Below are 23,487 nucleotides of genomic sequence, written 5' to 3'. Positions count from 1 at the left end.
GCTGATCGTCTCGCAAGAATTACGTGTTTGGCGCGCATGAGAGGAGCATAAGGCGTGCGCCGCGAGAATCTCCAGTACGGCGCTCGGCTATCCAAACTCTATCTCGAAACGCTTTGGCTGGTCGCCGGTAGGTGGCGCGCATCCCCGGCTCGAAGCAGACACGATTCGCCTCGCCCATACCGAACGGAACGATGGCAACGACCGTAGCGGCTCGGCCGGTGGTTGTTGTGGGGAGTTTGCGCCAAACCGTGAAAAAAGCACAGTATTCCGCAACCGCCGCCGCGAGCGGGAAATGCTAGTGTTGAAAGGCAAGTCATTGGATTCCCTTTCAACCCGTCACAGTTTTCTGCGGCAGGCTCTCCCTCGGTAAGACGCGCTATGATCGATCGCGCGCTCGAACCGTGATACAAGTCGCAACGACCCTTCAAGCGAAATCGACAAGCGGACAAGGCGATCATGCAAACGCAATTGATGGAAAAGCGCGTCGTGGGCGTGCCCTGGCTGGAACGCGACCGCGAAGGAGCTGAGCCGCTGCAGCATCCGTTGCATTCGTTTCCTTTTTCGATCGGACGCGTTGAATCGGCTGATCTGCAAATCGACGACAGCCGCGTCTCGCGTGAACATGCCGTGATCTTGCGCGAGGGAAAGAACCACCGCATTCGCGATCTGCACAGCACCAACGGCACACTTCTCAACGGACAGCGCGTGCAAGACGCCGAACTCAACGACGGCGACATTCTGGTAATCGCTGGTGTCGAATTCACGTTTTACGCCGAGCGCTCGGGCCGGTCGTATTCCATGGCGACTGAAGTGGCCGAAGCCGGCAACACGACCAACGAAGCAGCGCAAACTCGCGAGTTGGTCCGCGCCATTCGCCGATTGCAGCAGTCGCTGACGCAGCGTTCGGTGGATGTCCATTTTCGGCCTATTATCGATTTGGCGTCCCATCGCATCTTTGGCTACGAGGCACTGCGATCGTCCGGCGAGGCGCCGGCCAATGGCTGCGAGCAAATGGTGCTTGCCTCGGCGCCGCGCGTGGCCGGGCATCTGTACCAACTGGCGAGACTCATTGCCGCTGAAGAATCGACCCGGCACGGGCTGGGGGACAATTTGTTCTTGCCCGTCGAAGCCGCCGAGATCGGCAGCGACGCCGTGCTCGATTCGCTGGCCCGGCTGACGCGGCTGACCCCGGTGGGCCATCGCCTGGTGGCGACGATCCCCGAAGCCGTGGTATGCGACATTCCGTACTTCCAGACGCTGCGACAAGGGCTGCGAGAGCTGGGTATCCGCGCGGCCTATCAGGGCTTTGCCGGTACGCACGCGCAGGTTATGGAAAAGCGGACCGTCGCGCCCGATTTCCTCATCCTGGCTGCGTCACTCACGACCGGCATTCAACGCCAGCCGGAGCGGCAGCGCCAATTGCAATCCGTCGTACGCGCGTGCCACGATTTGGGAAGCGTGCCGATCGCGACTGGATTGCAGATCGACGACGAATTACGAACCTGCCACGACCTGGGAATCCCCTACGGCAGTGGCAATGTTTTCGGCCGCCCTGGTCAAGCGACCAGCCTGGCGGACCGCGCAATCGAGCACACTTTGGAAGCGTCGTTACGCAGGTGAACCGTGGCAATGTCAGCGACCCGATCTCGCGAACCGATTCTCGGCTACGAAGTGACCGAGCGGATCGGCGCTGGCGGCTACGGCGAGGTGTGGAAGGCCACGGCTCCCGGCGGCCTGACCAAGGCTATCAAGTTCGTCTACGGTTATCTCGACGACGAACGGGCACGCCGCGAGCTGAAAGCGCTGTCGCGCGTCAAGCTTGTCCGCCATCCCTTCTTGCTCTCTCTGGAACGCATCGAGGTCGTCGACGGCCAACTGGTCATCGTTACCGAATTGGCCGACAGGAGCCTGAAGGATCGCTTCGAGGAATGCAAGGCCGGCGGCATGGTTGGCATCCCGCGCGAAGAGTTGCTCGGCTACCTGCGCGATGCCGCCGATGCGCTCGACTACATGCGCGACAAGTACTCGCTGCAGCATTTGGACGTCAAGCCTGAGAATTTGCTGTTGGTATCCGGCTATGTGAAGGTCGCGGATTTCGGGCTGGTCAAGGATATCGACGACACGCGCGCCTCGATGATGGGAGGGCTGACTCCCATCTATGCCTCGCCCGAGGTGTTCGACGACCGACCCAGTCAGTGCAGCGATCAATACAGCCTGGCGATCGTCTACCAGGAGATGCTGACCGATACGTTGCCGTTCCCCGGCAAAACCACGGCACAACTCGCCGCGCAGCATCTGCAAAGTCGCCCACGCCTGACGGCGCTGCCATTGCAAGATAAGACGATCATCGAGCGCGCCCTCTGCAAAGATCCAACCGCGCGCTACCCCACAGCGCGCGAAATGGTCGACGCGTTGTTTGCCGCAGGGCGTTCCACTTCCCAGGCACGACCGGCGGCGCCGGCCAGTGGTGATACGACGCCGCTCGCGACCAACGAAACCCATCCCGTGCGGCCGACGCCCATTCCGGCGCCAGAGACCTGCACACAGATGCTGGACGGTGGGCAACCGGCAGCGTCGCCTTCCGCTGCTGGCTCCTCATCGGGCACAGCGACATGCGTAGGAGTGGTCGAAAAGTCATCCGGACCGCCATCCAGCGAGGCGCCAGACCTATTGTCCGAGCCGCTCGGCGAGGCGGCGCCCATCCACCAAGCTTCGACGCAGCCGGGCACAGCGCCGCTTAGCCATCAGCCGGCTCCTGCGCCCGCCCCCCAACGACGTGCGCGGACACAACCCACGATTCGAGACCTTCCCCCTCTCGACGTCACAGCCACCGCAACTGTTCGGCCGACACTGTTCGTCGGATTGGGCGGAACAGCACGCCTGGTGCTCGGGCAATTGCAAAGGCGATTGGCAGATCGCTTCGGCGATTTGAAAAAAGTGCCGGCTGTGCAATTGCTGGCCGCGGATACGAATCCCGACGTCGAAGAAGGCGAGCAGCACGCCCATACCAACGCCGAAAACCTGTTGGCGATGCCTTTGCGTCGGCCCGAGGATTACCGCCGTGGCTCGACCAGACTCCTGGCATGGATGAGTCGTCGCTGGTTGTACAACATTCCGCGCTCGCTCGAGACCGAGGGTTTGCGTCCGCTGGGACGGTTGGCACTCGTGGATCATGCCGAGACGCTGGTTGAGCAATTGAATGCCGCTCTGGATACGATCGCAGATCCGGCGACCGTGGCGGCGACCGCCGCCGCCACAGGATTGACGCTGGGAGAAGCGGCGCCGCGCGTGACGCTCGTGGCATCGATCTCGGGTGGTACCGGGGGCGGCATGGCGTTGGACGTGGCCTATTTGCTGCGCAACATGGTGCGTGCTCGTGGCCTGGCCGACGATTGCCTGCAAATCTTGCTTTTGCATTGGACCAGCCGCAACACCGCGGCACACGAGCTGGCCGTGGCCAATACGTTTGGAACGCTCAGCGAGCTGGACCACTTCTATCGCCACGGCTATCCGGGCGAAGCGGCGTTTGAACTGCCGGCGATTAGCGCCGACCAGTCGCGCCTGCCGAATTTGTATCTCGTGCATCTCGGCGGCGAGTTAGGTGAACACGACTTGCCAGGCGCAGCGCGCAACGTGGCCGATTATTTGTTCCTGGGCACAGCGACGGCCGCTGCTGGCTGGCTCGACGCAGCGCAACATGAATCACACCCGCCGCAAGATGGAACAGCGACCAACGACGACATTTTCCTGCGCACGTTTGGTATTTGCCGATTAGGCGCCGGTGACGAGCTGGTCGGCATCGCGGCTGATGCTGTGTGCGGTGCGCTCCTTGAACAGTGGTGTGGCGCTGTGTCGGACCGCCACGTTCGGCAGTCCGGGGCGGCCGATCGCGCCCTCCGGCCGCCGCTCGGCATGTTGTCCAGTGCTGACATCGGCCGGTTCGCAAGCGAGCGCATCGCACTTATGGATCTGTCGCTCGACACCATCACCGATGCCTTGGAACGAGCGGCCGAATCTTGCCTGGGATGCGATGTCGATTCGTTCCTGAGCAGTGAAGTCACTCGAATCGCTTCGTTGCCGCTCAGCGCGGGTAGTTCTGGCGATCTGAATGACGAGCTGCATCCGCAAATCGCCGCGCTCGATCGCGCGTTGGGAATGCCGGCCTCGGGCGCCGAGGCGACCAAACTCGTTGCAACGCTCGAAGCTCATATTCGCGAGGCCTGCCGGCAGCAGGCCCAAACGCTGCGTGCCTGGGCGGTGGAATTGGCCGACAATCCGCGCATCCGTTTTGCCGGAGCAGCGCAAGCCATCGAAGAGTTGGCTCGCCACGTCCGACCATTGCGTGACGCGGCCCAGAAGACCCGTAACAAGACCATCGAGGAAATGCGCACGGCGGCCGTGGTGGTGATCGGCGGCAAGTCTCGCTCGCGCTTATGGCCGGCACGCGGTACGACCTCGGCCTCGCCAGGTGATCAGCACGCGCGCTTGCTGCAATACGCCAATCTGAAATTCATGGACACGCTGTTTGCGATGGCCATGAAGTTCGCTCAGCAGTTAGCCTGGGAGCTAACCTCGATTGCCGACAGCTTATCCGAGGCCCGCCGCGAGTTGGCCCGCCTGGCGTTGTTGTTCGAGCACGAGGCCCGCCCCCGCCACGCCGTGCGCGAAGGAGCCGCCGTGGCGATCGACGCCGCGCTCGGCGCCGTCCTCGAACAGCACCGGCCGCAGTTCCTGGCCCAATTGGACGAAGAGTTTCAAAGTATTTTTGTGCGCGAACACGGTGGGCTGTGGGCTGGACTGGCAAAAGGAAGAGAATTCCGTGAGTCGCTGGTCGCAACACTCCGCTCGCGCTCGCGGATCATGATGCTGGGCGCCGTTCGTTCCGCGGCGCTGGCGCAAAAGCCATTCGAAGATAGCGAGAAAGGAACGGGCGGCGACGAGTTGCTCAGTTCCTGCCTCACTGAAGCCATGCCGATACTGAGCAGTTGCGGCGGCGATCGGCGCCTGCTGGTGATGTGTGGCCAGCAGCAGGAGGGCGCGGCGCTGGCTGAGTCGGTAACAAGATGTGCCGGTCATGCCCCGTCGGTGGTCGTCGACGATGCCATCGACCCCGTGCTGTGCTACGAGATGGCCGCGGTGCCGTTATGGGAGGCAGCCGTTTCTTTGATCGACGGGCAGCCGCACTGCGCGGCGCTTGCCGCACGGCTGCATACGCGCTGCGACATCGAATGGTCGCCGTTGCCGCTGCCGAGTTGATGACGCGATCTCTGCGTTCGGATTGGGTGAGCTTTCCTCGCGTGAATTGAGCACGCGTTGCGCCGGCGATTCTCCATCGCGGCCCTGTTCCCGCGGCTGCCGTTCGCATGATTTCTTCGCGCCGGCTTTCCCACCCGACGCTTTCTCTCGTCGCAGGTTTTTCCCGAATTGGTTATTCGCTCGAAGAAATTCATCTTGACAATTTACGGTACAAATGTACACTATTGCTAGCAATCGGTAACGCTATGCATGACAAGAACTTACCGCCAATCCGGCGGCAGATCGTCGCCCAATTACAGGAGAGCCTGGAGCGGTTCTCTCGAGCGCGACGTGGCGTCGCGACTCCGGTTTCCACCGGCTGTACGGCGCTGGATCGTCATCTACCGCAGGGTGGGCTGACTCGCGGGACGCTCGTCGAATGGCTGTCGCCAGGCGCCGGCAGTGGCGCGGGCAGTCTGGCATTATCGGCCGCACGCGAGGCTTGTCGGGATGGTGGACCGCTGGTCGTGGTCGATCGCACGAAGAGTTTTTATCCGCTCGCCGCGGTCCAGGCCGGCATGGAGCTTGCGCGGCTGATCGTGGTGCGGCCTGAGAGCGCTGCTGACGAGCAATGGGCGCTGGATCAATCATTGCGCTCATCGGGCGTGGCAGCTGTGTTGTGCTGGTTAGAAAAGTGCCCGGCACGCGTGGGACGACGTTTGCAATTGGCAGCCGAGGCGGGCGGGAATCTCGGCCTTATGATTCGGCCGGCCACGACGCGCGGCGATCCCTGTTGGGCCGAGGTGCGCTTTCTGGTAACGCCGCTGGTCTCGGCGGCTGAGCGCCAGTTGCGCGTGGAGCTATTGCGATTGCGTGGGAACGCAGGGGGACGGACCTTCAATTTGGAACTCAATGATGAGACGGGTATTGTGCGTCTGGCTCCCGCAGTGGCCACTGCAACAGTGGTGCGCCACGCAACCGGAGGGTAAGAACCGCCCCAGCGACGTCTTGGGGGACGTGCAAGTCACGAAAAACATTGCGACGAAGAAGTCGGGGCATGCGCCTGGTAAATCCACTGGACGATCGCCAGGCTCTCGAACGGCTGCGTCAGAAACCGGCCTGGCCGTGGCGCTTTACGAGAGAACCGCGCGCGGGGCGTTGCAAATCGCTTATTGTTCGTCCGCCGCGCGAGCGCGTTCGATCCGGCCTGGCATGCCACTGGCCGAAGCTACCGCCGTGGCGGCGGACGCGACACGCCCGGCCGCTTGCTGTTATCAACGTTACGATCCGCTCGCGGCGCGCGCGGCGCTCGTCGCCTTGGCCACCTGGTGCGAACGCTTTAGTCCCGTAGTGGGATTGGAAGAGGGTCCACATCCGGAAAGTCTACTCTTGGATGTGACCGGACTGGGCCCTTTGTTCGGCGACGAGTCAGCCTTGATCACGCGAGTCGCGCGCGAGCTGCGCGCGCAAGGGTGGCAGGTACGTTTGGCGCTGGCCGATACGATCGGCACGGCCTGGGCCGTGGCCCATTACGCACCCGGCGCCAGTGAGATGGCCGGCATGATCATTTCGCCAGGGGAATCTCTGTTGGCCGTGGCCTGCCTGCCGGTCGCGGCGCTGCGATTGACGAATGAGCAGGCCGGTTTTCTTGCAGACCTGGGGCTCGCGCAGATCGGACAATTGCAGGCGCTGCCACGGTCTTCGCTGGCAGCCCGCCTGGGGCCGGAACTGTTGCAGCGTTGGGACCAACTACTCGGCACGGCCGAGGAGGTGATCCACGCCGAGGCATTGTCGCCCGCGCTCGAGGCGACCTGGTCGTTCGAACAGCCGGTGGCGCGCAATGACGTCATCGAGGCGGTGAGCGAGCGATTATTGGAACGATTGGTCGGGATGCTGCTGCGCGAACAACGCGGCGTCGTGCGGTTGGAATGCGAACTACTAGGAAGCAGCCGGCAGCAGTTCGTGGGCAACGGGTTGCAGGTAGAAAATCGCAAGGGACTCGCCCCTCACCCTGCCCTCTCCCCGAGGGAGAGGGCTTGTGAGGAGCGCCATTTTTCAGAAAAGGAATATTCTCTTCACGAAGAAAAATACTCTCTTCGAGAAAAGGATCCGCAGCGCGAGTCGAGAATGCGGATCCCCGTATCGGTCGGACTGTTTCGTCCCAGCGCCTCGCCTCGCTATTTGTTCGAGTTAGTACGGATGCAACTCGATCGATTGCGTCTGACCGAGCCGGTGGCGGAGATTCGCATCAAGATCATAAAAACCGAACTATTGGAGTGTCGGCAAGGAGAACTGTTCGAGATTTCCGCGGGACGTGACGACCCACGCGCCTTGGCGATGCTGGTCGATCGGCTCAGCAGCCGCCTGGGACGGCAATGCGTGCTGCGCGTCGACCTGTCGAGTGATGCCCAGCCTGAGGAAGCTTGCCGCTACGAATCGCTGGTCGGCAATGAATCCGCGCGTCAGCCGGATCGCTCTCTGCGCGAGCGGCGCGGCGCGGACCGGCCCACGGATCGACGCTCGCCGCGCGGCAAGAGTCAGGCGGCAAATCGTGGCGAGCGGCATTTCAAATGGTCGCAGCGCCCCTTGCGTTTGGCTCCCTGGCCAGTGCCGCTGGCCGTGGTTGCCGTGGTGCCTGACGGTCCCCTGCTGTGGTTCACGCTAGGGAACGAACGACGTCACGTGACGCGCAGTTGGGGGCCCGAGCGGATCGAAACCGGCTGGTGGCGCGGGCGGGGCGTGCGTCGCGATTACTACCGCGTGGAAACTCAAGACGGCCATCGCCACTGGCTCTTCCGCCGCCGCAGCGACGGTCAATGGTTCTGGCACGGCAATTTTGATTGAGAAAAGAAGCATTCGATAGCCGGTAATCGGTGAAACAAGGCACCCACAGATTTGCACCTCATGCGCAGTGCAGATACTGGTCCTTCAGTTCATCATTCTGCATTCATCATTCTTTTCTGTGTCTCCGCGTCTCTGTGGTGAAACAGATTTAGTGAAACGTGCCGCATGCCTGATCCTCCTCCGGCTAAACGTGAAGTTCATCTGGCGACGCCGCCACCAGCGGACGTGGCAGAACCTGCGGCGCCTTATGCCGAATTGCATGCCAAGACGAACTTTTCCTTTCTCATCGGCGCATCGCATCCTGATGAACTCGTGGCGCGGGCCGCGGAATTGGGCTATCGGGCGCTGGCCGTCACTGATCGAGAAAGCCTGGCCGGTGTGGTCCGAGCGTATGCGGCCGCCAAGACCGTGGGGCTGAAGCTGCTCGTCGGTGCCGAAATTCATCCACTCGATGCGCCCCCCGTGGTGCTGCTGGCCATCGATCGATCGGGCTACGCGAATCTGTCGCGCATGCTCAGCCTGGGGCGTCGTCGCGCACCCAAGGGGGAATGCCTACTGCACCTGCAAGATCTGGCCGAGCACGCGACAGGCATATTGGCGCTGGCTTATTTACCAACTCTCCAAGCAACTTCTCTTCCGATGGGCGATGAGCCGGCAGGCCGAGACGCGATTCTCGCGCTGCGTGAGAGAGAAATTTCCACCGCTCGACAAGTTTCCGGCCCTCCCCCTGCCCTCTCCCAAAGAGAGAGGGGTTTTGAAATTCCCGCAACAACTCTCGCAGAACTTCCTGCGACAACACATTCCGTTCATGCACCTCATGCTGCCCGTGCCCTGAACACTCTTGATGCATTGCTGCATTACCGTGAGATATTCACCGACCGTTGTTATGCCTTGGCCGAGTTGCATCGCGGACCGGACGATCGGCAGGTGCTGGCCGAGATGGTCCGGTTGGCAGCGCAAGCCGGGTTGCCGCTGGTGGCCGCCAATGACGTGCATTATCACGTGCCTGAGCGGCGTGCCTTGGCGGATGTTCTGTCGGCGACTCGGCAGGGAATAACTGTGGCCGAGGCCGGTCCGCACGAGTTTGCCAATGCCGAGCGGCATTTGCAATCGCCGGACGAGATGGCCGAGTTATTTGCCGATCATCCTGAGGCGATCGCACGCACGGTTGAAATCGCCGAGCGTTGCTCGTTTTCGCTCGAAGAGTTGCGCTACGAATATCCCGAAGAACTCTGTCCGCCGGGCATCACGGCACTGGCGCATCTAACCCAGCTCACCTGGCACGGCGCGCAAAAGCGATATCCGCAAGGAATTCCGCCGAAGGTGCGCACGCTAGTCGAGCACGAGCTCGTCCTGATCGAGAAGCTGCACTACGAGGCTTACTTTCTCACCGTGTGGGACTTGATTCGCTATGCGCGCAGCCGGGACATCCTCTGCCAGGGGCGCGGCTCGGCGGCGAATTCGGCCGTGTGCTATTGCCTGGGTGTGACCTCGGTCGATCCGGAGCAGATCGACGTGCTGTTCGAGCGGTTTGTCAGCCTCGAGCGCAACGAGGCACCGGATATCGACATCGACTTCGAGCACGAACGCCGTGAAGAAGTGCTGCAATACGTCTACGACAAATACGGCCGCGAGCGGGCCGGCATGACCGCCGAAGTGATCACCTATCGTTTGCGATCGGCCGTGCGCGATGTGGGAAAAGCGCTCGGGCTGTCGCTGGATCGGGTCGATGCTCTGGCGAAAACCATCGACGGTCGGGGGTACGAAGATCGTTGGCGTGAAGGGTTGCGCGAGGCGGGCATTGACGCCAGCAGCACGCTCGGCCGGCAATTGGCCGCGCTGGTCGAACAACTGGTCGGCTTTCCGCGGCATCTTTCGCAGCACGTCGGCGGTATGGTGATGACCCGTGGCCCTCTTTGCGAAATGGTGCCGATCGAAAACGCCGCCATGCCCGGTCGCACCGTGATTCAATGGGACAAAGACGACCTCGACACGCTCGGCATTTTGAAAGTTGATTGCCTGGCCCTGGGCATGTTGACCGCGATTCACAAATGCTTCGACTTGGTCGAGCAGCATTATGGCCGGCAACTGACGCTGGCCAACATCCCGCAGGCCGACGAGGCGGTATACGAAATGATTTGTCATGCGGACACGATGGGGGTGTTCCAGATCGAAAGCCGGGCACAGATGAGCATGTTGCCCCGGCTGCAGCCGCGCAAGTTTTACGACCTGGTGATCGAAGTGGCGATCGTCCGGCCCGGGCCGATCCAGGGAAACATGGTGCATCCTTATTTGCGACGCCGCGCAGGCCTGGAGCCAGTCTCGTTCCCCAACGACGAGATTAGCGAGGTGCTGAAAAAAACGATGGGCGTCCCCATCTTCCAGGAACAGGCGATGCGGCTGGCCGTGGTGGCAGCCGGATTCACACCCGGCGAGGCCGACCAATTGCGCCGCGCAATGGGTGCCTGGCGCAAGACCGGTGTCATTGAAAAATTCCGCCAGAAGCTGATCACAGGCATGCTCTCGCGCGGGTTGACGTTGGAATTCGCCGAAAACGTGTTCCATCAGATCAGCGGCTTTGGCGAATACGGTTTTCCCGAATCTCATTCGGCTAGCTTCGCGCTATTGGTCTACGTCTCGGCCTGGCTGAAGCATTACTATCCAGCCGCGTTCGCCGCGGCGCTGGTGAACAGCCAGCCGATGGGTTTTTATGCGCCCGCCCAATTGGTGCGTGACGCGCGCGAACACGGCGTGAAAGTGTTACCCGTCGATGTAAATCTGAGCGAGTGGGATTGCACCCTGGAAGAAGGCCCGGAGTTCGCCCTGCGCCTCGGCCTGCGTTTGCTGCTGGGCCTCCCTGCTGGGGTCGCCGAAAGAATCTCCACTGCGCGCGGCGCAGGCTCGTTTCGTTCGCTCGATGATCTGGCACGTCGCGCGCGACTAGGGCGGCCGCTCTTGGTGCGATTGGTAAAGGCCGATGCCGTGCGCTCGCTGGACCTCGATCGGCGCACAGGATTATGGCAGGCACTGGCCGCCGGCGAGCAAGCTCGGGCGCTGCCACTTTTCGATCCCTTGCCCGAGGCTGCCGAGCAAGAATCGGCCGCATTGCTACCCGCCTTAACGACATACGAAGAAGTGCTGGCCGATTATCAAACGGCCGGCCTTTCGCTGCGTGCGCATCCGATGTCATTTTTGCGGGCGACACTCACGCCGCTGGGCGTCATCCGCGCGAACGAACTTTCCGCGGCCCGACATGGCCGTCAGGTGCGCGTAGCCGGCCTGGTACTCGTGCGGCAGCGCCCTGGCACCGCCAGCGGCATCACGTTCGTAACGCTCGAGGATGAAACCGGTGTCGCGAATCTGGTTATTCGCCCCGACATCTGGCAGCGTTTCCGCCCCGCGGCAAAAAACGCCGTGGCATTACTCGCGCAGGGCCGACTGGAACGCCAAGGGGAAGTAATTCACATCCTGGCCAATCGCCTGATCGATGTTCACGAGATCTCCGCGCGGATGGATTCGCATTCTCGCGATTTCCACTGACAGGCCTGAACGCCGATCGCGTAGCCACTGAAGAATCGCGAAATGCCCCTCAGCCGGCCCTCTCCCGGAGGCAGAGGGGTTCTTGTGACACCATCAATCGGCGCTATTTACGTCTAATCACCACCTTCGCGCCGGCCTGGTTGCGTGCCGATGTCGTAGTGCATCTCCTTCAAGAATGCCAGCAGGTCGGCCATGTCTTGCGGTGGTATCGTCTTTTCAAAACCCTCGGGCATGAGCGATTTCTCGCTGCTCGAGATTTCGTCGATCTCACTCTTCAAAATCGTCTTCTCGAAGTTCTTGTCACGGCGCAACGTGATGCTACTGGCTGTCTCGGCGGCAATCAGGCCGGAGTAGATGCCTCCGTCGCGATCGATGACCGAATATTGAATGTAGGCTGGCTGCACCTCGCGATTCGGGTCGAGAATGTGCATCAGCAATTCCTCAGGCGCTCGATGCTTAGTCGTCGCTAGATTCGGCCCCACGGCTTGACCTTGCTTGCCCACCTGGTGGCATGCCATACACTCGCGCTGATAGACCTTCTCACCCGCCTGGACCGTGCCGGCCATTTCGAGCGTGGGACGATATTGATTGTAAATCTCCTGCCGAGGACTATTGTCCGCCTCGAAGATCTTCTCCGCACGCGCCCGCTGATCCTTATCCGGCAGGGCCAGCAGCATGCCGCGCTCGACACGGGTGATCTGGTTGGCGGCAACGTCGCCGCGCTCAATCGCTGCCAGCAAATCGCTGCGCCACGCCGGGTGCGAAAAGATCGTCTGCACGACCGCACTGCGCGATTGTGGTGTGTAGCTGCGCCAGGGACCAATCAAGGCCGCTGCGACCTGCGGACTGTCGAACGTCGCTAATGATTGCACGGCAGCACGCTCGATCCCTTCGGCCGCGTGGGCCGACAGCAAAGGCGCCAACAGCGGCAGCGTTCGCTCCACTTGCCCGAGCGAGAGAACCTGAATCGCCCGGACACGCGCGCTTGTCGAGGCTTGCTCGTCGCCAACGATTTTCGCCGCGTTCTCAACAACGCGATTGACAAGGGCCGCGCCCGTCTGCGGTAACTTCGGCTGCAATTGCTGGATCGTCGTTTTCGCGCCGCGCAAACCATCCGCCAATCCCAGCAAAATAGGCTCGAGCGTCGCAAAATTCGATGCCGCGGGAGAGCCAGCTAGCGCGTCCAATAAAGTCCCGGCCCGGTTGTCATGATCTTCATCGCGTCCCACCAGAAAACCGAGTTGTCGCAAAAGCGCCGCATCCGCCGTATCCCCGGCGGATTGCGTTAGCTCGCCGAGCAAAGCCGAGGCCCACGGCCGGCTCGAACTGAGAATTGCGGTACGTACCCAGACGTCGCCACCGTCGCGTCGCCCGATCGTGGCCAGCCCGGAAATCGCCTGTTGACGCGCAGCGTCTGTCCCCTTCACTTCGCCCAACGAGAAGGCCACCCGAAAACGGACCCGCGGCGCATCGTCGGCTGCCAAGTGAACCACGCGCGACAATAACTCCAGCGACTTCGACAATCGCGCCTCAGACAGCGTCACGGCATGTTCGCGCACGCCTGACGATTCGTCTGCCAGTGCATGCTGCAAGTCATCGTCGCTGAGAGCCTTCAGCTGCTCCAAGGTATACAGTGCGTGCAGGCGGGCCAGGTCGAAGGAGGATTCGCGCAACAAGGTTCGTAGTGGCTGCACCGCCGCTGGATCCTGTCGCTCGCGCAACAAGCGTTGCGCCGTATCGCGCCACCACCCGCCGCGGTGCGACAGCGTGGCAACCAATTCCGCCGTGCCGACCTCGTTCAGGCGCGGCAACGCCGGAACTCTAAAACCGTCCGGAGCGATACGGTAAATCCGGCCCCGGCCCTGACTCTTCAAATTGATGCGGCTGACCACGTCCCACGGCACATGCACTGACTCGATCACCTCGCGGGCCATATCGGTGATCCACACGCAACCGTCTGGTCCGTTCAACGAGTTGACGGGTCGGAACCAGATATCGCTCGAGCGAACGAATTCCATGTTCTCGTCGGCGCGAATTGAGCGAAACGTCACCCCGTCCGGCTCCAGTCGCCGACGGTGCACCAGATTGGTCTGCCCGTCGCCGACAATCAAATTACCGCGAAACTCCGGCGGATAGGCGTCGCCCCGATAGATCATCAAACCGGCCACGCCGTCGAGCACGTGATGATTTAAACCGGTCGAGTCCGCGCCGCGTTCGCCGAGCGCCAACCGCCGCGTTGAGCGAACTACGCGCCATCCTTCCAGCGGACTGATGCGAAATATCTTCACGGCGCCCGGAGTCAAATCATTGACCGCCTCGGGCACGGCCAACAACGGATTCCGCGCCAGATATCGATTCGGCAGCATCACCTCCATCGACGGATTGGCCTGGTCGCACAGGAAGCGATTTCCCCAATCGTCGAAGGCGTTGCCGAACTGACCGCCACCTGTCACCAGTTCCAGCTTCTCGGTCGCGGGATCGAAACAGAAATCGCGACCACTGATGCCGACCGGCTCCGACTTTGGATATTGGCCCGAACGAATCTGTCCGCCGTTTTTCGAGGTGCTGGCATAAATCTTTCCGTCCAGGCCCCAGGTCAGGCAATTCACCGAGCCTTGTTCGTTCTGCGTTCCAAAGCCAGCGAAGACGACGCGACGCTCGTCTGCCACGCCATCACCGTCGGTATCCTTGAAAAAATAAACGTTCGGCGCCGCAGCGACATAGACTCCATGATTCGAGCAAACGACACCGGTCGGCCACAGCAGTTCGTCGGCGAAGGTTGTGCTACGATCGTAGCGGCCATCGCCATCCGTATCGGTGAGCATGCGAACGCGGCCCGTCGGTTTGTCCCCTTCCTTGGGACGGAACGGATAGTCACGCATCTCGGCAACGAATAGATGCCCTTGCTCGTCGAAGGCCGCCGCCACGGGGTCGACGACATCGGGCTCGTGCGCGGCCAGCTCTATGTGAAATCCAGGTATCGCCTCGAAGGTCTTTAGTGCCTCGGCCGGTTCTTTGGGCGGCGTCGGCTTCAGCAGTTCATCCAATTCCAACTGTGGCAAGACGCTCGCTGGTATGCGCGCAGGCTGATTCGCAGTCGACGCCGTTTGCGTCATGGTCGACGAGGGCGCAGCACGTGCGATCTTCGAGTGCGCGCGATGTCTTCCTGGCAAGAGGCGTCCCGCAAGGAGCGCAACGAAACCAAGCAGACAGATAATAAAAAAACGTGTCGCGGTGGACATGATTCTCCCTACGCCAAACCGGCCTTCGCCGTGCGATTTGTTAGTCTTCACATAATAAGCCAGCGAGCAGCGCCTCGAAAGCCATCGACTTCGAGCCTTTACAAGCGATCTTGGCAGGCTTTACAGTTGAGTTGCTGGAACGAGAAGCGCGCACACGGTTCAGGGGGGCGGCCATGATTGAAGTCCGTCATCTTCGCAAGCAATACGACGGTAAAGTTGCGATCGCTAACCTGAACCTGTCGATTCCGGCCGGCGAAGTCTATGGCCTGATCGGGCCCAATGGTGCGGGCAAAACAACCCTGATCCGCATCCTGGCCACTCTGCTCGAACCGACCTATGGTCAGGTGACCATCGGGGGGATCGATGTTTGCGAGCGGCCACTCGATGTCCATCCGCTGATCGGCTACATGTCCGATTTCTTCAGCCTGTATGACGACATGCTGGTGTGGGAATACCTCGATCACTTCGCTGGCTGCTACCGGATCGAGCGATCGCGGCGCAAGCAGCTCATCGACGATGTGCTTGAACTGGTGAGCTTGGAAGTCCGCCGCGATGACAAGATCAAGGCTCTCTCGCGCGGCATGCGGCAGCGACTGTGCTTCGCCAAGACTCTCTTGCACCAGCCGCAAGTGCTGCTGCTGGACGAGCCGGCATCGGGACTCGATCCGGCCGGGCGCATCGAGTTCCGCGAGATCCTTAAGAAGCTGCACGAGATGGGGCGCACGGTTTTGATCTCGAGCCACATCCTCACCGAGATGGCCGACTTCTGCACCTCGATTGGCATTGTCGAGCAGGGACAGTTGCTTGCCAGCGGCCGCGTCGAAGACATCCTGCGACAGTTGCAATCACGGATGCGGCTGGTGATCGAGGTGGCCGACGGACAAACCTTGCAGTTGGCGCAATTGCTCGAGCAGGAGGTCGCCGCCGAAAAAGTCGATCATTCGAACGGCCAATTGACATGTACTTGGGGAGGTAGTCGCGACGAATTGCCGGCGCTGCATCGCCGCATCGTCAACCAGGGAATACCGCTCGTCTCCTTCAGCATCGAACGTGACAACTTGGAAGATATTTACATGCACATCTCGGGTCATAGGACCAGTTAGCGAGATCTATGCGCCTGGATTATTGGAATAACCCGCTAGTGGTCAGCGCCTATCGGGTTCGCTTTCGCGGCGGAACGCCCGCCTTTATCGCCGCGACATACTTTTTGATCCTAGTGGGTCTCGGCGGCATTCTGCATTACAACCTGGCCGACGATCCGAACGTTTCGTGGGTGGCCGTATACTGCGTCTCGTTGTTTGCCGTCGAAACGGTTATCGCCGGCGTGTCGGCTATGATGGCCACGCATCAATCAATGCATGCCGAGGTCACCAACCGTACCCTCGATTACCAGCGCATTGCCGCGGTGCCGCCGCGCGACATCCTGCTTGGGAAATTGCTGGGCGAGCCAGCCCAGGGATACCTGATGGCGCTGGCCGGGGTGCCGCTACTGATTTGGTGCTGGGGCATGGGAGCGGTGACGTTCGGCGTGCTCTCGGCGCTCGCCTTGCAGATTGTGACCACGGCGTTTTTGCTCGGGTCAATCGGATTGATCTATCCACTGGATGCCGGCGAGAAGACGCGGGGCGCCGGACGAATGATCCGCATTGTGGTCGTGGTGCTGGCCTTTATCTACACCGCGCCGCTCGTGATCATGGCCCCCTTTCTCACGACGAATCCCCTGACGCAAATCCCCGTGGGCTTTCTAACCCCGGTGCTTGGCATTGTCGGCCTGGCACGCGGCAACGCGACGCTCGACCGGCTACCGGTCTTCGACTGGCAGATTCCCTACTTGCTGATTACCCCTCTGACACAAGTGATCGTGGGCGTGGTTTTCTTGCATTCGATCTCGCGACGAATGATCAGTCCCGTCAACGTGGCGCTCGGCAAGCCGCTGGCCTATGGAATTGTTGCAGCTATCGATGTCGTGGCAGCCGGGGTGCTGGGTGACCCGCGCACGATGACGCCGACCTTGGGGGCAAGCGTGGCGACGTTTTGCTTAATTCACATCGCCTTTTCGCTGCTGATGACAATGGCTGTGACTCCCGGGCGTGAATGTCTGCGTAGCTGGGTGTGGAGATTCCGCGGCCGAATGCCGTACTGGCGCGATTTGTGGTACGGCGAGCGATCCGAAAATATCGGGGCGCTAGTCACTTTTTGCGCGATGGGAGTCGTTGCCACGGTGTTGCTAGTAATCATGCCTGTCGGAGCAAAGGCGGCAGCGGGGCCCGATTTCGCGGCCTTGCTTGCCAACGAGTCGGACAAGCTCGTAGCGTTGTGCCTGCTGATTTTAAGCGTTGGCGCCGCGTACCAATTGGTGGTTTCAATCGGGCCGGCACTACCTATGGTCTTTGCAGCCTTTTTAGCCGCGCTAGTCATTGCGCCCCATGTAGCGGGCCTGTACTTGCAATGGCCGATCATGATGGCGATAAGCCCTTCAGCGCAATTCGCTCACTGGATCGGCCACGAGCCATCGGAACTACCGTTTTGGCCCTTTGTGGCAACGTATGGAGTGATTCTCGCCTTGGCGAGAATTGCGATCTCACGGCGCATTGCTTCCGCGATTCGATTGGTCGACGCACGCGTTCTTGAAATGATTGTCGTCGCCGAACCGCCCTCTGGCATTGCCGCGACGCAATCCACCGACTTTTCGGCAAGCGAGGCAGCGCGCTGAATTCATGAACTTGCGGCGCACGAGACGAAGCGTTAAGGACCGTGTCTCGTCACGCTTCGCGACGCACCATGCCGGCCGACCACGCCAAGAATCCATTGCCGCCGCCCGGCTCTGCGAAACGGAACGGGCGGATCCATACGACGTCAAACAGCGACGCAAATTCGGCCCGGATTTCGTCTTCCCGGACACGCGGCGGGCCACCTCCGGGAAGAGTTTCGTTAGCGTTACCAGCCAGCAATAGGAACTTTGAGCCTGGATGCGTCAATCGCTCGACCGCGGCCTGATAACCAGTGAGATCCACGCGCCGGACGGCGTGATAGCAACCGCGGTCGAACACAAAGTCGAGCGGCTCGATTTGCGGCGCCGCAGCCACATCAGCCACGAAAAAATCGACGCGCACCGCCGCGGCCTGTGCCTTCTGCCGCGCGCGGTCGATCGCAAGGGGCGAGAAATCGATCGCCGTGACTTGAAAGCCGCGCTCGGCAAGGTAGATCGCATTCGTGCCAGTGCCGCAACCGAACTCCAGCGTGCGGCACGGCGTTACGAATCCCTCGCCCAGCACGCGCATCAATTCCGCGGAAGGGCGCTGAGTATCCCAAGGGAGATTATTCGTTCGGTAGCTATCGTCCCAATCCTCGGCGGAACTGTGACGGGGTCTGTCGGCGTCGCTCATCATCGCTGGCTCCTTCACGATTAGCCCCCTCGGTCGTCATCCGTGATGGAATTGTATTCCGGCGGACAGCTTCGAACTGTCCATCTAGCAAGGAATGTCAGGCCCTCACCTTTGGGGCATACGATAAAAGCACTTGCGTGAGCACGGATCAGCACGGATACAACGGTTCTAGGGCAGAACGGGCCAGGTTTTAGGCTCCTCCGGTTTGACCATTTCCAGCGGTCCCTTCACAATGGTCACATATGACTTCCCACGATGCCAGCCATGCCGTCGACGTCGCCGAGTACCGGCCCGATTTCCTCGTACGACTGGGTGTTATGCTTCCTTGCTCGGAACAGGACGTGAAAGAGGCTTACCTGGCCAAGGTCAAGCATGCGCATCCTGACGCTGGGGGAAATCAAGAGGATTTTGTTTCGCTCCAAACCGACTTCGAGCGCGCGCTCGAGTACAGCAAGTTTCATTCGGGGCGTAGCCGTTGGCTGGCCGAGAGCATCGAGCGTTACATTGAGCAGCAGCAGCTCGTGACCGCGATCGAAGCACGCGGCGGCCGCGTCACGCTCGAACACATCGATTGGTTGAAGCGCGAAGTGGGCGAGGATTTTGCCCAGGTCCTGGACACGATTGCCGGCATCCGAATGTCCGGGCCGAATGCCACGGACGCCGACATCGACTTCCTACTCACGCACCGCCCAATGCTCGAGACGCTACACTGGCTCGACTTCTCGCGATCGAAAATCACGAATCAAGGATTGGCCAAGCTGGCCTCCTTTTCGAATCTCCGAAAAATCGACCTCCGCGGTACGCACGTCGGCAACGCCGTGAGGCAGCTCGTCAAAGCGCTGCCCAAGCTGGAATGGCTTGGGATTACCGGCAGCGGCCTGGGCTGGTTCGGCCGCTTTCGTCTGCGCCGCGGGCATCCCGAGTTGCAACTCGGTTAGCACCGCGGTTTGACCATTGGCCGTTAGCGCTTAGGCCGCGTCTTCGAGTTTTGACAGCATCTCGATCGCCAGCCGGGCGTTGGCGACGCCGCCGATCTGGTCGACGAATTCGCGGACGGCCAGGATTTCTTCGATACCCAATTCGACGTCCGCAGCGTCGATGGCAGCTTCAATTTCGGCGGGGGTCAAATCTTGGATGCGCATGAATCGATCCATAGCTGGGTCCTTCCTTGGCTCCAGGGGGAAATGCGTGCGTGCTCACATTGAGGCATCGGAAGCACGCGGCCGCGAATTGAGCGATTTGCCCGAAGTGTGGGAGCCATTTCCGATTAGGTAACCTTCGACAGCGCCGTGCCTGCCAGCAGCGAGCGTCGCACTGTCATCAGTGCCACAATTGACAGTAGTACGGATGCCAGTATGTCGTGGCCAGCGCGCATTGCTGTACGACGATCGCGTCGCATACTTGGCAGCATCGAATTGACACCATCGAGCTTGGTGACTTGTTCAACACGCCACGGGCACCAGTGACAACGCCGGCGTGCCCCGCATGCCGATCGCGACGATGTGCGAGACGGCAGGTTCGTCGGATAGCCCATAGCGGGCCAGCACTGCGGGAAGCACGTCGCAAAGACGGCAAACCCCGGAAACAGCCCCTTGGTCTTCTTCAACGCCCAGGTTCGATAGGGGCTTATCGCAAAGTGACGACATAGGCTTGGCCTCCTTGGGGCGAACCGTCGTTTCCTTCGTCGTTCCATTCGCTCTTTGGCGATTGTACGCATTAGTGTACAAACGTCAACTATTTCGTAACGATTGCTGCCTCGGTTCTAGAGACAGGGCCGTTTTCCAACGGCACCGACGTCCGCCGCGACTCGACAATCGGCCCCTCGACTGCAGTTCTGGTCGATTAAGGCAACCTGGCAAGACAGGAAAAATAAACGTCCCACCAAGCTTGCACGAACAAGGTGGGGGTCGATCCGCCGATGCAAACCTTGCGGCGTATAGCGCATCTTCCTGGGGAGTCATCTGCGGATGAAAGTCTCAGTTCCGTTCGACCCCGTTCACCACCTGGTGGTGCGAATCATGGGGGAACTCGGCGAAGCCGTCACAGACGAGTCCCAGATCATCAAAAGTGTTCTGGTCCGCGAGGGGCATTACTGCGGACGGGCTTTCAAATGCGGCGATATTCGCGCCGTATGGTTTGCCGACGCGAATGAATTGAAGTTCTACCGCGATCGCGGGCCATTGCTGCGGGCCGTGCGTCTGAACGAAGCCACGGCGCCGTGCCGGGCGGCCGCCTAGCGCACCGCGCTGCCCAATGCTGCGAGTGGGCATCGTGAACCGCTGGGCCGCGCCCGGGAGGAAAGCCGAGTGCGTGTCGCCGAGCCTAACGTCCGGCGATAGGGTGCGCCGTAGTCGCTAATAGCGGCGCTACTTCGCTCGCGGCGCGTTCGCCCGATTGAATAGCGCCATCGAGATAGCCCAGCCACTCGTCGGCGGTCTCGGTCCCAGACCAATGAATCCGCCCGCAAGGGCGCTGCAAAGCGTGGCCGAAACTGGTCAGAGCGCCGGGGCTGGTGACCCCTACGTAACAGCCCCGGCTCCAAGGATCGTCGTTCCAGTTCTTTTCGACGTAGTCCGTCGGCGTTAAGGCCTGCGGGCCGAAGAATCGCGCAAGCTCTGCCAGCACAGCCGTGCGCCGTTCGTCAGCCGTGCGTTCGCCCCATACCCGGGCTACTTCGCCATCGCTGAATGTCACCAAAGCCGGCTGCGCGCCGTCGTGCGACGAATCATCGAACGTCGTCACAGTGGGCCCGGTGTCACTAAAGGCCTCGCCTGACAGGCCCGCCTCGCGCCAAAAGGCCTTCTCATAGGTAATCACGTACTTGATCACGGACCCCATTGGCATGCGAGCTGTGATCTGATCGCGGGCCGCGGGCAGCGGCGATTCGTAGTGAATCCTGCCGGCCAAAAGTGGCGGCACCGCCACGATCACGCGTTGGGCTGTAAATCGCCCGGCATCGCTGTGTACGACAACGCCGTCGGCGTGTTGCACGATCGTTCGCACCGGGGCACTGGTGACGACGCGTTTGCCGAGTTGCTCCGCCAACTTCTGCGCAATCTGTTGGGCACCGCCGACGAATCGTTCTTGCTGCGCGCCACCCCGAATCGAGATCAGGCTTTCCAACCCCCGGCCCGAGCGCAGGTAGTTGAGAAAGTATAGAAATGATAAATCCCGCGGCTCGGATGTGAGGACAGCTCGCGTCACGATATCGAGAAACAGTCGCGCCCCGGCGGACCGCATATTGCGACGTTTCCACGTTTCGAGCGTGATGCTGTCCCACTCGCGAGCGTGCTGCGCGTCCCAAGGCCGCGCGGCGGGAATCTCACGCTGAAACTTCTCCAGTCGCTTGCTCGCCCACAGCAGTTCCAGTTGCGCCAGGATCGAAAGCCGGGGCAAGTCCCCTTCGTAGCGCTGAATCTTGCCACCCCAAGAGAGAATCTTAGTGCCGGTGTCGTACTGGGGAAAGCGTTCGATTGCGAGCTCGGCAGCCAGCGCGGCCAAACGATTCTGCGTGGGACCGATCCACTGCCCACCTAGGTCGATCGTATCGTTCCCCAGCCGCTGGCTGAGCGTGCGTCCTCCCACGCGATCGCGCGCTTCGAGCACGACACAACGAATCCCGCGTCGCGTCAGATCGCGCGCAGCGCACAGGCCAGCCAGCCCAGCGCCAACGACGATGATATCGACGGTTTTATCTTCGATCGAGGCACTTGAGTCGTGCGCGAGCGTCACGTGCGATTCCTCGGCAGGGGCGGAGATGACTCAGCGCAAGTACCGAATCCGTGCGCGCTGGCTTGCCGTCAGGCTAACCCGCTTAAATGGTGCCGGTCAACCGTGGGGCCTCGAACCGCTGGCCAGGCAGATGGCCAGGAGTTCGCGCTCTACAACTGCCCACAATCCTGAATGACAATCCGCGCCGCAGTGTCGCCCGACTCCGAGCCCAGGCTTTCGATTCTTTGCAGAACGTCGAATCCTTCGACGACCCGACCGAAGACGACGTGCTTGCCGTCGAGCCAGGGTGTTTTCTCGGTACACATGAAAAACTGGGAATTATTCGTGTTCGCACCCGAGTTGGCCATGCTGAGGATTCCAGGGCCGGTGTGCTTGAGAGCGAAATTCTCGTCGGGAAACTTTCCGCCGTAAATCGACTTACCGCCGGTGCCGTCGCCATTGGTGATATCGCCCCCTTGGGCCATAAAGCCGGGGATCACGCGATGGAACTTCGACATCTTGTAACCGTAGCCGCGTTCGCCAGTGCATAAGGCGCGAAAGTTCTCGGCCGTCTTCGGCACCACGTCAGGGCGCAATTCGATCACGATACGGCCCAATTTGCGGCCGTCGGCCGTAACGTCGAAAAAGACACGGGGCAACGGCCGGAGTTGCTGCTGCTGTGGTTGTTGCTGTGGCTGAAACTGTTGACGCTGCTGCAGTTGCTGAGCTTGCATGATCGATGGTGCGAAGGCGAACCCGAGTAGCGTGAGCACTGCGAAACGGTATTTCATCACCATCTCCCGTAGAAGTTTCTCGATCGACTTATCGACCTGGCAACGCGGCATTCGCGCGCACCGCCAACAATTGGGCGAGCATTGTTGCCGCAGCCTCTTAAAGCTGCAAGACGAACTGGCTTGCGAAGTCATCGGCCAAGAGGACGCCGTCACAGCTAGCGGCGCTGCGGCAGATCGTCCGCGACGATTGATTCCGGCGTGTTGACATCGGCCTCGACCGCTTCGGCGTCGGCGACCGAAACCGCCGGGGCTTGCTCATGAGGTTTTGTGGCTCTCTGTCGTTGCCACCAGGCGACGAGCTTAGGTTGTTCGAAGACTTTGTCCCCCTTAATGACTTCGATCGTGCGCACGATCTGCCGCTTGTCGTAGTGGACTTCAACACGAACATCGGTTCCGTCCGCCAGTGATTCGGCCGGAATGCCGACAACTTCCCACAAGCCGAACGTGGCGACGTCTGCCGCCCCGTGGATCAAGGCTCGTCCCGCCTTCACTCCCTTACTGTATCCCTGCTTGAAGGCGAAGACGTCCACGATGTCGCCGTCACGTTCATCGCTCCAGATGGGCGCTCCAAGCTCTGCGATCACATGCGTGCGTGGCATGCCCTGATTGAGCACGCCCAAATCCTTCTTGCCCGGCTGCTGCGTCGCTTTCAGCGCAGCACAACCCGAAACTGATGCCGAGATAGCGGTCAGCATCCACGCGGCGCAAGCGATGCGATGTACGCGGTTCATGCGT

General features: G+C 61.1%; 15 protein-coding genes and 1 pseudogene. 9 read left to right on the top strand and 7 right to left on the bottom strand.

The genetic code is table 11. From position 1 onward, the window contains the following. Positions 1 to 456 precede the first annotated feature (456 nt). From VGN12_23690 to VGN12_23670, 5 genes are all read left to right on the top strand, one after another. Positions 457 to 1,620, top strand: coding sequence for an EAL domain-containing protein (locus tag VGN12_23690; GenBank protein HEY4312471.1), 1,164 nt, complete (start codon positions 457 to 459; stop codon positions 1,618 to 1,620). 9 nt (positions 1,621 to 1,629) lie between these two features. Further along, positions 1,630 to 5,256: a tubulin-like doman-containing protein gene (locus VGN12_23685; GenBank protein ID HEY4312470.1), complete on the top strand. Its 3,627-nt coding sequence runs from the start codon at positions 1,630 to 1,632 to the stop codon at positions 5,254 to 5,256. Positions 5,257 to 5,501: 245 nt separating this feature from the next. Then, a complete protein-coding gene (locus tag VGN12_23680) occupies positions 5,502 to 6,224 on the top strand; it encodes a hypothetical protein (protein ID HEY4312469.1) in 723 nt (240 codons plus the stop codon). After that, positions 6,163 to 8,079, top strand: coding sequence for a DNA polymerase Y family protein (locus tag VGN12_23675; protein ID HEY4312468.1), 1,917 nt, complete (start codon positions 6,163 to 6,165; stop codon positions 8,077 to 8,079). The genes VGN12_23680 and VGN12_23675 overlap by 62 nt, the downstream gene beginning before the upstream one ends. A 165-nt stretch (positions 8,080 to 8,244) precedes the next feature. Continuing rightward, positions 8,245 to 11,619, top strand: a complete 3,375-nt coding sequence (locus tag VGN12_23670) for an error-prone DNA polymerase (GenBank protein ID HEY4312467.1) — start codon at positions 8,245 to 8,247, stop codon at positions 11,617 to 11,619. A 113-nt stretch (positions 11,620 to 11,732) separates the two neighbouring features. Here VGN12_23670 and VGN12_23665 read toward each other — a convergent pair whose 3' ends face one another. Beyond that, positions 11,733 to 14,681, bottom strand: coding sequence for a PVC-type heme-binding CxxCH protein (locus VGN12_23665; protein HEY4312466.1), 2,949 nt, complete (start codon positions 14,679 to 14,681; stop codon positions 11,733 to 11,735). A 353-nt stretch (positions 14,682 to 15,034) separates the two neighbouring features. Here VGN12_23665 and VGN12_23660 point away from each other — a divergent pair, with 353 nt between their 5' ends. Continuing rightward, positions 15,035 to 15,964 carry an ABC transporter ATP-binding protein gene (locus tag VGN12_23660; protein ID HEY4312465.1) on the top strand — a complete coding sequence of 310 codons (930 nt, stop codon included), beginning with the start codon at positions 15,035 to 15,037 and terminating at the stop codon, positions 15,962 to 15,964. An 8-nt stretch (positions 15,965 to 15,972) separates the two neighbouring features. Next, positions 15,973 to 17,574 (top strand): hypothetical protein, encoded by a 1,602-nt coding sequence (locus VGN12_23655; protein HEY4312464.1) that lies wholly within the window; start codon positions 15,973 to 15,975, stop codon positions 17,572 to 17,574. A 49-nt stretch (positions 17,575 to 17,623) separates the two neighbouring features. On the opposite strand, the gene VGN12_23650 is transcribed toward VGN12_23655, so the two are convergent. Then, the gene (locus VGN12_23650) at positions 17,624 to 18,250 is read right to left on the bottom strand and encodes a class I SAM-dependent methyltransferase (GenBank protein HEY4312463.1); all 627 of its coding nucleotides are present in this window, start codon (positions 18,248 to 18,250) and stop codon (positions 17,624 to 17,626) included. 239 nt (positions 18,251 to 18,489) lie between these two features. Here VGN12_23650 and VGN12_23645 point away from each other — a divergent pair, with 239 nt between their 5' ends. After that, a complete protein-coding gene (locus tag VGN12_23645) occupies positions 18,490 to 19,185 on the top strand; it encodes a hypothetical protein (GenBank protein HEY4312462.1) in 696 nt (231 codons plus the stop codon). A gap of 30 nt (positions 19,186 to 19,215) precedes the next feature. Here VGN12_23645 and VGN12_23640 read toward each other — a convergent pair whose 3' ends face one another. Both VGN12_23640 and VGN12_23635 read right to left on the bottom strand, forming a co-directional pair. Beyond that, on the bottom strand, positions 19,216 to 19,401 hold the full coding sequence (locus VGN12_23640; protein HEY4312461.1) for a hypothetical protein: 186 nt from the start codon (positions 19,399 to 19,401) through the stop codon (positions 19,216 to 19,218). Positions 19,402 to 19,689: 288 nt separating this feature from the next. Then, on the bottom strand, positions 19,690 to 19,893 hold the full coding sequence (locus tag VGN12_23635; protein ID HEY4312460.1) for a hypothetical protein: 204 nt from the start codon (positions 19,891 to 19,893) through the stop codon (positions 19,690 to 19,692). Positions 19,894 to 20,214: 321 nt separating this feature from the next. Between VGN12_23635 and VGN12_23630 the strand changes: the two genes are divergently transcribed. After that, positions 20,215 to 20,484 carry a hypothetical protein gene (locus VGN12_23630; protein HEY4312459.1) on the top strand — a complete coding sequence of 90 codons (270 nt, stop codon included), beginning with the start codon at positions 20,215 to 20,217 and terminating at the stop codon, positions 20,482 to 20,484. Positions 20,485 to 20,569: 85 nt separating this feature from the next. Here VGN12_23630 and VGN12_23625 read toward each other — a convergent pair whose 3' ends face one another. From VGN12_23625 to VGN12_23615, 3 genes and pseudogenes are all read right to left on the bottom strand, one after another. Beyond that, positions 20,570 to 21,979 (bottom strand): flavin monoamine oxidase family protein, encoded by a 1,410-nt coding sequence (locus VGN12_23625; GenBank protein HEY4312458.1) that lies wholly within the window; start codon positions 21,977 to 21,979, stop codon positions 20,570 to 20,572. Positions 21,980 to 22,128: 149 nt separating this feature from the next. After that, positions 22,129 to 22,699: pseudogene (locus VGN12_23620) on the bottom strand (peptidylprolyl isomerase). 208 nt (positions 22,700 to 22,907) lie between these two features. Further along, a complete protein-coding gene (locus VGN12_23615; protein ID HEY4312457.1) occupies positions 22,908 to 23,483 on the bottom strand; it encodes a hypothetical protein in 576 nt (191 codons plus the stop codon). Positions 23,484 to 23,487 lie beyond the last annotated feature (4 nt).

It is taken from the genome of Pirellulales bacterium (genome assembly GCA_036499395.1).
Classification (GTDB): Bacteria; Planctomycetota; Planctomycetia; order Pirellulales; family JACPPG01; genus JACPPG01.
This window is presented reverse-complemented; position numbering and strand designations above follow the sequence as displayed.

Coding starts and splice junctions, on each gene's coding strand:
- VGN12_23690 (HEY4312471.1), top strand. CDS start 457: ATGCAAACGCAATTGATGGAAAAGCGCGTCGTGGGCGTGCCCTGGCTG.
- VGN12_23685 (HEY4312470.1), top strand. CDS start 1,630: ATGTCAGCGACCCGATCTCGCGAACCGATTCTCGGCTACGAAGTGACC.
- VGN12_23680 (HEY4312469.1), top strand. CDS start 5,502: ATGCATGACAAGAACTTACCGCCAATCCGGCGGCAGATCGTCGCCCAA.
- VGN12_23670 (HEY4312467.1), top strand. CDS start 8,245: ATGCCTGATCCTCCTCCGGCTAAACGTGAAGTTCATCTGGCGACGCCG.
- VGN12_23660 (HEY4312465.1), top strand. CDS start 15,035: ATGATTGAAGTCCGTCATCTTCGCAAGCAATACGACGGTAAAGTTGCG.
- VGN12_23655 (HEY4312464.1), top strand. CDS start 15,973: ATGCGCCTGGATTATTGGAATAACCCGCTAGTGGTCAGCGCCTATCGG.
- VGN12_23650 (HEY4312463.1), bottom strand. CDS start 18,250: ATGATGAGCGACGCCGACAGACCCCGTCACAGTTCCGCCGAGGATTGG.
- VGN12_23645 (HEY4312462.1), top strand. CDS start 18,490: ATGACTTCCCACGATGCCAGCCATGCCGTCGACGTCGCCGAGTACCGG.
- VGN12_23640 (HEY4312461.1), bottom strand. CDS start 19,401: ATGGATCGATTCATGCGCATCCAAGATTTGACCCCCGCCGAAATTGAA.
- VGN12_23635 (HEY4312460.1), bottom strand. CDS start 19,893: ATGTCGTCACTTTGCGATAAGCCCCTATCGAACCTGGGCGTTGAAGAA.
- VGN12_23630 (HEY4312459.1), top strand. CDS start 20,215: ATGAAAGTCTCAGTTCCGTTCGACCCCGTTCACCACCTGGTGGTGCGA.
- VGN12_23615 (HEY4312457.1), bottom strand. CDS start 23,483: ATGAACCGCGTACATCGCATCGCTTGCGCCGCGTGGATGCTGACCGCT.